General features: G+C 65.2%; 10 protein-coding genes. 6 read left to right on the plus strand and 4 right to left on the minus strand.

The annotated features are described in order from the left end of the window. Together ACL9RL_RS18125 and ACL9RL_RS18130 are read left to right on the plus strand one after the other, a co-directional pair. Positions 1–504, plus strand: a 504-nt coding sequence (locus ACL9RL_RS18125; RefSeq protein ID WP_422781692.1) for a flavodoxin family protein, incomplete at its 5' end; no start/stop codon positions are given. A 665-nt stretch (positions 505–1,169) separates the two neighbouring features. Then, on the plus strand, positions 1,170–2,252 hold the full coding sequence (locus ACL9RL_RS18130) for a hydroxyneurosporene dehydrogenase (RefSeq protein WP_422781693.1): 1,083 nt from the start codon (positions 1,170–1,172) through the stop codon (positions 2,250–2,252). Positions 2,253–2,801: 549 nt separating this feature from the next. Here the strand turns inward: ACL9RL_RS18130 and ACL9RL_RS18135 are convergent. Both ACL9RL_RS18135 and ACL9RL_RS18140 read right to left on the minus strand, forming a co-directional pair. Beyond that, on the minus strand, positions 2,802–5,360 hold the full coding sequence (locus ACL9RL_RS18135) for a glycosyl hydrolase 2 galactose-binding domain-containing protein (RefSeq protein WP_422781694.1): 2,559 nt from the start codon (positions 5,358–5,360) through the stop codon (positions 2,802–2,804). Continuing rightward, positions 5,357–6,670, minus strand: coding sequence for an MFS transporter (locus tag ACL9RL_RS18140; protein WP_422781695.1), 1,314 nt, complete (start codon positions 6,668–6,670; stop codon positions 5,357–5,359). Before ACL9RL_RS18140 ends, ACL9RL_RS18135 begins: the two co-directional genes overlap by 4 nt. Before the next feature lie 110 nt (positions 6,671–6,780). Here ACL9RL_RS18140 and ACL9RL_RS18145 point away from each other — a divergent pair, with 110 nt between their 5' ends. The 3 genes from ACL9RL_RS18145 to ACL9RL_RS18155 all read left to right on the plus strand — a co-directional run bounded on the left by ACL9RL_RS18145 (position 6,781) and on the right by ACL9RL_RS18155 (position 9,425). Then, a complete protein-coding gene (locus ACL9RL_RS18145) occupies positions 6,781–7,377 on the plus strand; it encodes a TetR/AcrR family transcriptional regulator (protein ID WP_422781696.1) in 597 nt (198 codons plus the stop codon). 684 nt (positions 7,378–8,061) lie between these two features. After that, the gene (locus tag ACL9RL_RS18150; RefSeq protein WP_422781697.1) at positions 8,062–8,901 is read left to right on the plus strand and encodes a helix-turn-helix transcriptional regulator; all 840 of its coding nucleotides are present in this window, start codon (positions 8,062–8,064) and stop codon (positions 8,899–8,901) included. 194 nt (positions 8,902–9,095) lie between these two features. Further along, entirely contained in the window at positions 9,096–9,425 is a 330-nt protein-coding gene (locus tag ACL9RL_RS18155) for a nuclear transport factor 2 family protein (RefSeq protein WP_422781698.1), read from the plus strand. Between the two features lie 230 nt (positions 9,426–9,655). Here the strand turns inward: ACL9RL_RS18155 and ACL9RL_RS18160 are convergent, their stop codons facing one another. Next, positions 9,656–9,811, minus strand: a complete 156-nt coding sequence (locus ACL9RL_RS18160) for a hypothetical protein (RefSeq protein WP_422781699.1) — start codon at positions 9,809–9,811, stop codon at positions 9,656–9,658. A 558-nt stretch (positions 9,812–10,369) separates the two neighbouring features. On the opposite strand from ACL9RL_RS18160, the gene ACL9RL_RS18165 reads away from it, so the two are divergent. Beyond that, complete coding sequence (locus tag ACL9RL_RS18165) at positions 10,370–11,164, plus strand: SDR family NAD(P)-dependent oxidoreductase (RefSeq protein WP_422781700.1); 795 nt, start codon at positions 10,370–10,372, stop codon at positions 11,162–11,164. A 47-nt stretch (positions 11,165–11,211) separates the two neighbouring features. Here ACL9RL_RS18165 and ACL9RL_RS18170 read toward each other — a convergent pair whose 3' ends face one another. After that, positions 11,212–11,829 (minus strand): TetR/AcrR family transcriptional regulator, encoded by a 618-nt coding sequence (locus ACL9RL_RS18170; protein ID WP_422781701.1) that lies wholly within the window; start codon positions 11,827–11,829, stop codon positions 11,212–11,214. Positions 11,830–12,113: the final 284 nt, after the last annotated feature.

Consider the following 12,113-nt stretch of genomic DNA (forward strand, 5'->3'; position numbering starts at 1 on the left):
CATGGGGTGAGCGGGCAGCAGCTCCGCGTGGTGGACTTCGATGTCCGACCAGGTGTCGAGACCGACATGGGCGATGGTGATCAGTGGCCGGCGATCCGGCAGCAGATCTTGGATGCGCAAATCCTCGTCTTGGCGACGCCGACGTGGATGGGTCACATGTCGAGCGTTGCTTCCCGTGTGCTGGAACGGCTGGATGCGGAGCTGTCGGAGACGGATGATGCCGGCCGGCCGTCGTTATTCGGGAAGGTGGCACTTGTTGTGGTCGTCGGCAACGAGGACGGTGCGCACAAGATCGCGGCCGATGCTTTCCAAGCGTTGAACGACGTCGGATTCAGCATTCCAGCGCAGGCCAACGTGTACTGGAATGGGGAGGCGATGCACACGACCGACTACAACGACCTCGACACCACCCCTGAGGCCGTTGCGGCGGCCACTCGGACCGCTGCCGCCAATGCCGTCCACCTCGCAGCCCTGCTCGCCAAGAACTACCCGACGCCGTCATAGGCCGCGATATTCGGGTGGGTTCGCCGAGGTTGCGCTTGCGCTCTGGCGAGGTATTCGAGTCGGTGCAGGGTCTCGGTGTTCCGGATCCACAACGGGATGTCCAGCAGGAATTTCGGCACCCACGTCCTTGGGCCTTTCACGGGTTCCTCGTGGTTGCACTCGCAGGCTCACGCGCGCTTCGCCGAGTGGCCACCCGTGGGGTTGGATCACCATCCTCGTGGGCGGGTCCCATTCCAGCGAGGTCGTGACATCGTCCAGCAGCACCGGCCACACTCCGAGGAGTGGTGCAGGCGGGTGAGGAGGTAGAGCACGCAGCCGACGGCGACGATGATGCGGCCGCGCAACCAGACCTCGCCGCTCTGGTGGGTGAGCAACACGACACAGGACGATGCCCCGCAAGCGCACGCGCTCACCACCACGCGTACTGATCAATTGGTCGGCTCTGGAGGCCTCCCCAGGAAATGCGCGATGGATTCTCTGGCCTGCGGCAATCACACGATGCCAAGGGTGGTCCAAAGCGCCGCCCGGCCGCCGATTGTCTCTCCCCTGGCAAATCAGATCGTGGTATGATTCTGACAGCCGTCAGAAAATGCGTCTTTGTTGGACGTTCGAAGGAGGAAACTGTGCCATCAGCACGGACAGCGGATCGATCCGCGGATTACACCATGCTCGGACTCTCGCAGGACTGGATCGCACCGTGGGAGGACGGCATGCGCACTTCGGGCGGCCCAAAGAGCTACGAGTGGTGGTATTTCGACGCCCATTTGGAGGACGGTAGTTCGCTGGTGGTCACATTCTTCACGAAGCCGAGCCTCGCGACCTGGAGCAAGTTGAGCCCGCAGGTAAGTGTGGAACTCGAGCGACCCGGTCATGAAAAGCTCGAACTGACGATCAAATCACGTCGGGAGGATTCGGAATTCTCCACCGACCGTTGCGATGTCCGGATAGGCGAGTCCACCTTCCGCGACCTCGGCGACCGGTATGAGATCCATGTCGTTCACCCCGACCTCGTGATCGATGTCGTACTCCGAGCCCAAGTACCTGCGTGGCGTCCCAAAACCGGCCACTTCTTTTTCGGAGCGCATGACGAGCATTTGTTCGCCTGGCTGCCCACGGTCCCCCAGGGAACGGTCACCGCTATGATCACCTCCCGCGGCACCACGGCCGAGCTGAACGGGATCGGGTATCACGACCATAACTGGGGCGACGCCACTATGATGCGCCTCATGAACCACTGGTACTGGGGCCGCGCTCAAGCCGGCCCGTACTCGGTGATCGCGAGTTGGTTGGTCGCGGAGAAAAAATACGGCGACACCGAGATTCCGATCTTCATGCTCTCCAAGGACGGTCAGATCATCGCCGATGATGCCACGAAGGCGTCACTCGACCTCTTCGATGTCTCACCCGACCGGGAGAGCGGCAAGCCCGTCGCCGACCGGATCGTCTACACCTACCACGGCGATCAAGAGCAGTATCGGGTAACTTTTGCCAGGGAAAAGACGATCGCGCGCATCCTCGCCCGAAACGTCGATGTCCCGCTGCTGCGCATCTTCGTGCGCCTTGCCCGTGTTGACGGGGCATACCTCCGGTTCACCGGAACCGTCACGGTCGAGCGGATCGTCAACGGCACAGTGGTCGAGACGCAGCAGGACCCCGGCATCTGGGAACTCACCTACTTCGGCCGCACCCGCGCCCCAGCTGGCACCGTTCGACCACCGCGCGCTCCTCGAGAGCTGCCGCATTTCTAAACCAACGCTGCAGTCCAGCGGTGAGTGATCGGCGCAGTGTTCCGCGAAATCGTCGTCCTGCTCGCATCGACGCAGGCCGCGCGTGCTGATCAGTCCGCAACCCTGGCGCCGCGCTCGGGCGCGATCTCTCGGCGACAGAATCACCGAGGTGGGCTTTCACCCCTATCGACCAGCGTGCGCACAACGCGATCGCTGAGCCCACGCGGTGTTCCTCCTGGCAGGCACCAACAATCCAATCTGAACGGGGGCAGACCCGTGGCGGCGATCCCTTCACGACTCGCCGAGTTCATGATCGGATAGCGACAACGGCTCCCGAAGCACCGATCAATCTGTAGAGAAGCAGACTTTGGAAAGGTGCACACCCAACCTGGGTCATCACTCTCAACGGTAGCTCACACTACTCTCATCGGATCCCGCAGATCCGCTACCTCGTTGAGCCTGCTGTCCCGCCAACGTTCTCCGTCAGGAGAGACTGTAGCTGAGTGCTGCGGAGGTCACTTGCGAAGAGCCGCATGCAATCTGCATGCGGCTCTTCGTATCGGTGGGAGGTCAGCTGTGGGGGTAGGTGGCGACGGCTAGCGTGGCCGGGTCGGCGCCGGTGACGTGGATAAGTACCTCATCTCCGTCGCGGAGGTCGAAGCAGTTGTCCGAGAGGCGCATGCCCGGCAGTGGCTGTTCGATGCGCACCATGTAGGAGTGGCCGGTGGAGCGGATGCGCAACGCCGCTCCTTCCACGGTGACGTCGAGGCGGCTCTCGCCGAGCTCGAGGTCGGCGATCTCAGCGAAGTGCTTGCGCACAGCCGGCATCGATCCGTCCGCGGCGGACGCCCACGCGTAGTGCCGCCCATCCTGGACGACCGTGTCAGGCTCGGCCGTCCAGACACGCTGCGAGGTCGACGGCGCGACGCTGGCGTGCACCGGCACGGTGTGGCGGTCGGTGCCGCCGAAGACGCCGATCTCCACCTCGAGGTCCAGCTCGGCAGTCTCTCGGGTGTTGTTGGCGATCCATAGTTCCAGGCCGCCACCTTCGGTGGCGAGGAAGCTGCCAGCGACGGGCGCGGAAGCGCGTGCGGCGGTGTAGTAGGAGGCTTTGGGGACGCCGTCGTAGTCGATGATCGACCAGCTGAACCCGGGCCACACGTCCCCGTACTGCCAGATCAGCGCACCGCTGGTATGCGGCTGCCTGCGGCGGTAGTGCTCGATCGCGAACGCCATGCCCTCGGCCTGCACCGCCTGCGTGAACGCGACGTATTCCTCGAGGCTCTGCGGGAGCCCGGTGGTGACCGAGAGGAGCTCGTCGCCCTTGTTCTTCGGGTTGTCCTTGTTGTGCAGGTCAAACGTGGCCGAATGGACTTGGAGCTGGTCTTCGGGGATCCAGCGGCGCAGGGTGGCGAGCTCGGGAGCGGCGTGGATGCCGAACTCGCTGACAAACTTCGCGGTGTCGTACGCGTACCGGCGGTAGTGGCGGGCGTCGCCGACCGTGGGGTACTCGTCGGGGCCGATGGTCAGACCGGGGACGACCATGCCGTGCCAGACCTCCCAGGTGTGCCGGTCGCCGTCGTCGGTGCCGTTGATGGAGAAGATGCCGTTGCCTTCGCCGTAGGGGCTGCCCGGCCAGTACGGAGTGAGCCCGTCATGCTGATGGACGGCGCCGGGGAGGATCTCGTGGAAGAACTGCGACCCCCAGTTCCCCGGGTCGAGGCTCATCCACGCGGTGACATGGATCGTGTGGACCTCGTTGTTGCCCGCCCACAGGGCAAGACTCGCCCGGTTCCGCAGCCGCCGTACCTGGTACTCGGCCTCGAGGGTGACCTCACGCTGCAGGGTCCGGTCTTCGCTGGGGTAGTCGATGCAGGCGAACATGAAGTCCTGCCACACCAGCACGCCGAGCTCGTCGCAGGCGGTGTAGAACGCGTCGTGCTCGTAGATCCCGCCGCCCCACACGCGCAGCATGTTGAGGTTTCCCTCGCGCGCTCGCTGCACGCGGTCCTGGTAGGTATCCGGGCTGACGGAGCCGACGAGGGTGCTCGCGGGAAGCCACGCGGCACCGCGGATGAACAGGGGCACGCCGTTGAGGACGAAGCGGAACAGGCGCCCACCCTCGACCTCGTCGGGTCGCTGGTCGAGCACGAGGCTGCGCAGCCCGACCCGGTCGCGCACGATGTCGGCCTCGGCACCGTGCGCGGTGAGGGTGATCTCCACCTCGTGAAGGGCCTGGTCGCCGAGGTCTTGGGTCCACCACAGCTCGGGGTCGTCGATGTCCAGCACGACCTCCCCGGCCCCGTCCGGACCGAGGTCGATCAGGCCTGCGAATTGCCGCCCGGACGGGGCGGTCAGTCGGACCTGGGCCGCCAGTGCGGCATCAGCGGTGATTCGTTCGGTCTCGACGCGGACGCGCACCTGGGCCGCGGTGTGGTCGTCGGCGAGGCTTGTCAGTGCGACGTGGTGGCCGGAGATGACGGCGGCGGTGTCGAGGCTGAGCCTGGCGGGTCGCCAGATCCCGATCGAGGGGACGTTGGGGCCGAAGTCCCACCCCCAGGAGAACGCGGCCTTCCGCAGGGTCGTCGCCCGCGGGAGCGCGGCGAGCATCCCCTCGCCCTCGCTGAGGCCTTCCCCAGCAGCCTCGAACAGAGCCATCAGGCGGCCCATCGTCTGGGCGACCGAGTCGGGCACCTCACGTCCGTCCAGCGGTGGGGTGAACCGCACCAGGACGGTGTTGTCGTCGGCGAGGAGGGCGGTGACGTCGAACTCGGCGGGCCGGAACTGGTTCTCGTGGTGTCCCAGGTGGGTCCCGTTGAGCCAGACATCGGCGACGGTGTCCAGTCCGTCGAACACGAGCCGCACGCGGTCCGCGGGCTGCTCGGGGCGGGAGAAGCGGAGCCGATACCACCAGTCGCGGTCGTCGATCCACGCGTCGACCCGCTCGTTGTCGCCGTAGAACGGGTCGGCCATGCGCCCGGCTGCGAGCAGTGATTCCCGGACGCCGCCGGGCACGACCGCGGGCACCCAGTCCTCGTCGGGCTGCGAAGCGACGGCTCCGGGGTCGGCTCCGGGGTCGAGGTCGCGGAGGACGAAGTCGTCCAGGTTGATTTCGGTGCGGAGGGTCATGCGGGGTTCCTTTCGGGACGGGTGGAGGGTTTGCGGGTGATCTGCGCGAACCGCGGGTCGCCTTCGCGTCCGATCTCCGGCAGGCGGAGCACCGCGGCGGCGCCGAGCAGACCGAGGACGGCGAGGAAGACATACAGGGCCGGGTAGCTGCCCAGGGCGAGCAGCGCCGGAGCAATGAACGGCACGAACGCCTGCGGAAGTGTGTTTGCGAGGTTGATTACGGCCAGATCCTTGCCGGCGTCCTCGGCCCTGGGCAGCATCCGCACGCACAGGGCGCTGTCCACGGCGAAGAACAGGCCCAGTGCGACGCCGAGGATGCTTGTGGCAAGGAACACGGCGGGCATCGTCTGCGCAGCGGCCAGGATCACGAGGGCGCCCGCGGCGAGCACCCCGGAAGCGATCACAAACGGCTTCTGGCGGCGCAGACGATCCGACAGGATGCCCGAGATGACACTGGTGACAGCGAGAACTCCTACGGTCAAAGCGGACAGCAGCAGCACATTCGCGCTGACCTCAGCTTGCGGCAGCCCGAACCGCTCCAGGAGCAGGAACGCCGTGTAAGTGTTGCTGGCGTACGCGCAGGTGATCAGGAACCGCACCGCCCACGCCCACGCGAACGCGGGATGACGCCGGGGGTTCACCCAGTAAGACCGCACCAGCTCACTAACGCTAACCTTCTCCGGCCCTACCCACTGCGCGTCACGCAGCAGCAGCACGCTGATCACGCCGCAGACCGCACTGGCGATCGCGATCGCCGCCCACTGCAGCGCCGGCTGCTGCACCGCGCTCACCGTGCCCAGCCCAATTAGTGGACCCGCCGCCGTGCATAAGCCGAGGATGCCCGAGGCGGTGCCCCGGCGTCTGGAAGGCACCTGATCAGGCAGAAGCGCCGAGGTCGCGGCCCACTGGAAGTTCGTGACCGTCTGGATCACACACCAAACTACCGCGACCTGCCACACAGCGCTCGTCCCGCTCATCGCGAACAACGCCAACCCGCCCGCCAGTGCCCCGGTGAGAATCCAGGTGCGGCGGCGACCGAATCGCGCCGCCGTCCGGTCACTCAATCGGCCGGCGAGCGGATTCATCACCATCGCCGTGAGCGCACCCACGCCAGTCACGACGCTGAACGCCGCCGCGGCGCCCGGCCCGGCGATCACGGACAGATGCAGAGTCAGGAGCAGCTGCACCGGGGTGAGTACGGCGATATAGAACCCGATAACGGACGTGGCCATCGCGACGATCAGTCGCGGAAATGGGGTCGCCGTGGCTGAGTCTTCCGCGGACTCGGTGGGTGTGGAAACCTCAGGCATGGGTGACTCCCTCGTCATAGTGAGCAATACTCCATTTTGGAGGTTACTACCAGAATGTAGTCTCGCCCAAATCATGTCATCACCCAAACGAGCTTGAGTATGATAGCTATGTGGGACTCAGGGAGCGGAAGGCAGCACGGACGCGAGCGCAGATCATCGATGTAGCCATCCGCCTATTCACTGAGCGCGGCTACGAGGCCACAACAATGGAGGAGATTGCGGAGCAGGCCGAGGTCGGCAGCTCTACGCTGTACCGTTACTTTCCCAGTAAGGAGCTGCTGCTCCTGGACCCGTTCGCACGCACGGGCACGCTCTCTCAAGCTCTGCGGGGGCGGCCCGCTGAGGAGCCGATTGATCTCGCCCTCGGGCATGCCATCCATGACGGGCTCACCACGATCTCGGACTCCGAACCGAACCTCGACGTTGTGCGCGCCATCATCGATCGCTCACCGGGACCCCGCGCCCGCCTGTGGGATCTCATCGCTCAGGACCGAAACCTTCTCGAGGACGCCGTCGCCGAACGACTTGAGCTTGATCCGTCCGATCTGACCGTCGTCCTCACCACGCGGATCGCCCTGTTGGTGATCGAGGTCGCCGCCGACGCGCGGCGCAGCAGCCATCACAGCATCACGCTCAGCGATACCGCAGACCAGATCATCGCGCGCCTAAACCAGCCCGGAATCATCTCACCCCGCCTTCCCGCGTAACCACAACGTCGTCCCGCGCGCGACGGCGACGAGCGAGGGAAAGCGAAGGTTGCAGGAGAGCACGCTCGGCAACTCCCCACCCTCGGAGATGGGTTGCAGCTGCACTGGCAGTCGCCGCGGTCAGCAACGACCCGCGAACCGGCACATACAGGACCACTTCGCGCTCCGCAACACGCAAGCGCGCGGTCAGGTCAGTTACGCGGACTACGCCATCGTTCCGATCGACGAGATCGAATCACCACGACACCGCGATAGAACCTTCACTGGCGCCAAATCCTAGGATGTCGAGCCTAGTAAAGTACACACGCTCATGGAGGTAGCGCACCAGCGAGAGTGCCCGCGACCGTTACGACATCGGGAGCTTCATCCACACTAGACCGCGACGTAGCTAAGCAAAGGCATGGCATGCCACACCGGCGCGAGCGAGTGGCAGGTGTTCCGCAGCTTCGCGTTGCCGCTCACGAAGCCGGTGATCGCGCTGGTCGCGTTCTTCAGTTCCTTAGCGATTCCTTCCTGCCGTACCCCGTGATGCCGAACAGCGATCAGTTCCCCAGCGCATCGACGGTGCCTAAACCAACTAGGAATCGTCCACTTTCCCTTCCGACCGAAATGGCTGCCGGGTGACACTGAGCTCCCTTGCCGACGCCCGCCCCTTTTCGCGGAGAAACGTCGTATCTTCGAAACGTGGATCGAATGCAGCTCGCGGACTTTCTTCGGCATCGGAGGGGCGCTCTGCGTGCCGCGGACGTGGGCCTGAAAGCGGGGCCACGGCGTCGTACCGCGGGGCTTCGCCGGGAAGAGGTCGCTGCCCTCGCCGGGATGTCCACGGACTACTACACGCGGCTGGAGCAGGCGCGCAGTCCGCAACCGTCCGAGCAGATGCTAGGCGCCCTGGCACGCGCGCTTCGGCTCACGATGGACGAACGCGATCACCTGTACCGATTGGCTGGCCAACACGCACCAGCTCGTCACAGCCTCGATCGGCATGTGGCACCGGCACTGCAGCGCGTCCTGGACCGGCTCGACGACACTCCTGCCCTGATCTTGTCGAGTCTTGGTGAGACGCTGTTGCAGAACAAGCTCTCGAAGACTATTTTCGGCAACCACTCCGATCGCACCGGGTTTGACCGTTCCGCCATCTACCGGTGGTTCACTGACCCCGCCGAACGCGCCTGCTACCTGCCCGACGATTACGCCCATCAGAGCCGCGCACAAGTCGCGAACCTACGCGTCGCATTCGGCATCGCCGGGACGACCGCCCAGGCCGGGAAACTCGTGCACGCGCTGCAGAGGATCAGTCCCGAGTTCACCGAGCTGTGGGAACGACACGAAGTCGTCACCCGGTTCGAGGACCACAAGATACTCCGGCATCCCGAGGTCGGCGAGATGGAGCTCGACTGCCAGGCGCTATTTACCGAAGACCAGTCACAGGCGCTCCTCGTGCTCACCGCCGCGCCACGTTCGGAAAGCGCCGAGAAGCTGAAACATCTCGGGGTACTCGGGCGCGAACAATTCAGCGACTGAGTCCGTCCCGCTCGGCACTCGTGAATGAGCGGGTCACCCGGAAATAATCGCTCACCTTCCTCACTCCTGGTGGGCGGATCGTGTCCGCTGGATCCGGAACTCGGAAGAGGGAACCCATAGTCCTAAGACAGACACTCCCCCCAGAGACCGTGAACATGCGGCATCGTGGGGACATCCAACTGCGAGGAGAGCCTGTGAGCGCCGCTGAAACACCCGCATCAATCCAGGCGTTCGTCGACGCCACCAACCGTGAGGACGCTGACGGCTTCCTCGCGGTGTTCGCGGAGGACGCTGTCCTCGACGACCGGGGGCGCAAGTTCCGCGGGCGCGACCAGATCGCGGAATGGAGCCGCTCCGACAACATGGGCGTGCACAGTCACCTCACCCTCGTGAGCCTCAAACCGGGCACCGAAGAGAGCGCGTTCACTGCGACCGTGTCCGTCAAAGGCAACGGATACAACGGCATCGGCACGATGACCATCCACGTCGACGGGCAGCACATCGCATCGCTCGTCATCAGCTGACCTGCCCCGGATCAGCTCACCTGTCCGACGCGACAGCGTACAGGGCGCTCTGCCTGCCGTCGTGACATGCCGGCTTGTCTGCCATACGGGTGACTCGTGAGGTGGGATCGGTACCGGGCGAGAGCGACTGAAGCGGTATCTTCCGGCTCGCCCGTTTGCAGCCGCGCTATCACGGTGTTCACTACCGGCCTGCCCGCCAACGCCACCGACTCCGCGCCGTCGATGTGCGTCTAGTACGCCGCGATCTCGGACACCACGTCGAGACCGCCGGCAATGACGTCCTCACCTACATCGAGACGTTCCAGCGCGAGCACTACGAACGAGGTCTCGCTCGCCAATCGGCTCAGCCACCTCCCACCGCCGCCCGCCGCGCAGAACTTGAACATCCCCATTCTTGCGACCTCCCCGCGCGATGCGAAGAGCTTCATCCCGATCCCGGTGACGGGCGTAATCATATGTGCCGGCCCCTGGCGATTCCCGGTCGGCGAGAGGATCATGGGCGCTGAGATGCTGATCAGAAAGAGCACCGCACAGCGGCACACGGAGGCAGCGCAACGACTGCGGGCCGTGGTCGCCGCTCTCGGCCTCATCGAGTTCGCCGTGTTGGATCATGCCGAGGCAGCGAGAGAAGCGGCGCAGTCGTTGCCAGGAGAGACCCTCGGTCTTCGAGAGTCCAGCGGTAGGCACGGGACTAATGCGGGGCGATCCCGTGGTCGCCGTCGAGTTGCCCTGCGGGTACTCGTACGTGAGACGGCGCATGGTGCTGAGCTAACATACACGGACCCGCGTCGCCTGGCCGACACGTTCGCGCTAGACAGCCAGCGGGGAACCATCGAGGCGCTGGGGTCCATGCTTGATAACCCAACGGACGCGGCAATCAGCGAATCACCCGCGCCTGCCTAATCGACGACTTACCCTCACGCTCGCTATTGGAAGGAACGCCAATGCTCATCGATCTACACGGACACACGGCGCTGGTAACCGGCTCGACCCACGGCATCGGACTCGCCATCGCCACAGTCCTCGCCGACGCCGGCGCCCGCGTTGCCATTAACGGACGCACCCCGGAGGGCGTTGATACGGTCCTCGCTGAACTGCGCGCAGAGTCTGGTGTGCGCGACCTCGTCGCTGCTCCCGGCGACGTCACCGATGAAGCAGGCGCCGCCGCGGTACTCGCCGCGACCGGCGACGTGGCCATTCTCGTGAACAACCTCGGGATTTTCGGCGCCACTCCGGCGCTGGAGATTACGGATGAGGCGTGGCGGCGCTACTTCGACGTCAACGTACTCACCGCTGTACGCCTCATCCGCGCGACGCTGCCTGGGATGAAGGAGCGCGGCTGGGGGCGAGTGCTGAACATCGCCAGCGACTCCGCGATCGTCGTCCCGGTCGAGATGATCCATTACGGCATGTCGAAGACCGCCCTGCTCGCTGTGTCCCGGGGGTTCGCGAAGGATGCCGCGGGCACTGGCGTCACAGTCAATTCTGTCATCGCCGGCCCCACCCACACCGGAGGGGTGGAGAGCTTCGTGTATGAGCTCGTCGACCCCGCCCTGCCCTGGGATGAGGCTCAGCGCGAGTTCATGCGCGTGCACCGCCCGCAATCACTCTTGCAGCGCCTCATCGAGCCGGAGGAGATTGCGAACATGGTCGCGTACCTCGCCTCGCCGCTCTCCTCAGCCACGACAGGAGCTGCAGTGCGCGTGGACGGCGGGTATGTGGACTCCATCATCCCGTAGTCCCAATCTTCCTCCCCGCTGGTCAGGGTGTGCTCCGGACGGGCAGGCTATGGGAGTAGCGTCCTCGGCTGTGTAGCCTCGCCGTTGAGTCCGGAGAGCACGTAGCTGGCGAGGGCGTCAGCGACCGCCGTGCGGGCGTCGTTAGAGCTGCCCGCTGACGTGGTGCGGCCGAGCCTGCGGGCGAGAGGTTCTTGCACGATGCCGGAGATCGCGCCGGTGAGCACGAAGTAGAGCAGGTCAACGGGGATGCGGGCGCCTTCGGGGGCGGCGCGTTTGACGGTGGGGAGGGTCTCGTCGACGGCGGGCCGCAGGTAGCGTTCGAAGAGGTAATCGAGGCGTTCTGTGTCTCGGGAGGCTTCGTCCCATACCAACCGGTACAGCTGAGGGCGCTGCGCTGCGGTGCGGAACAGTGCATGCACACGATGCGAGAGCGCGAGTGCTGGGTCGTCGGGTTCGGGCTGGTCGTCGTGTCCGAGCTCGGCGATGGCGTAGTCGACGACGGTGCGCCAGAAGTCGAGTTTGGAGCCGTACCGGTCGTTGATGAAGTTGTGGTTCACGCCGATGCGCCGGCCGAGCTCGCGCACGGAGGCTGCGTCGTAGCCCAGTTCGGCGAACGCGTCCAGACCTCGTCGCAGGATCTCGTCTTGGCTCAACTGAATGGTCATCGCCACCTCCACTTCCCAGCATCCCTCATCGGCCGCGTTTCCGCGTGGAGCCGGGCGCGTGCGCCGCACCCACGGTGTTCTCGGCGTGTCGAGAGGGTTCGGTTCCGTCGGGGTGGAGGAATGCGCCGTCGACGTCGCGGTCGGGGAGGATGCGGTCGAACCATCGCGGCAGCCACCAGGCACCGCGGTCGGCGAGGGACATAAGTGCAGGGACACCCATGGCGGGCCGAGAACCGACCCAACCGATACAACAGACCCGCCACGTTCGACTCGTCCTCCGAATT

The sequence above is a fragment of the Plantibacter sp. Mn2098 genome (genome assembly GCF_049319745.1).
In the GTDB taxonomy this organism is placed as follows: Bacteria; Actinomycetota; Actinomycetes; order Actinomycetales; family Microbacteriaceae; genus Plantibacter.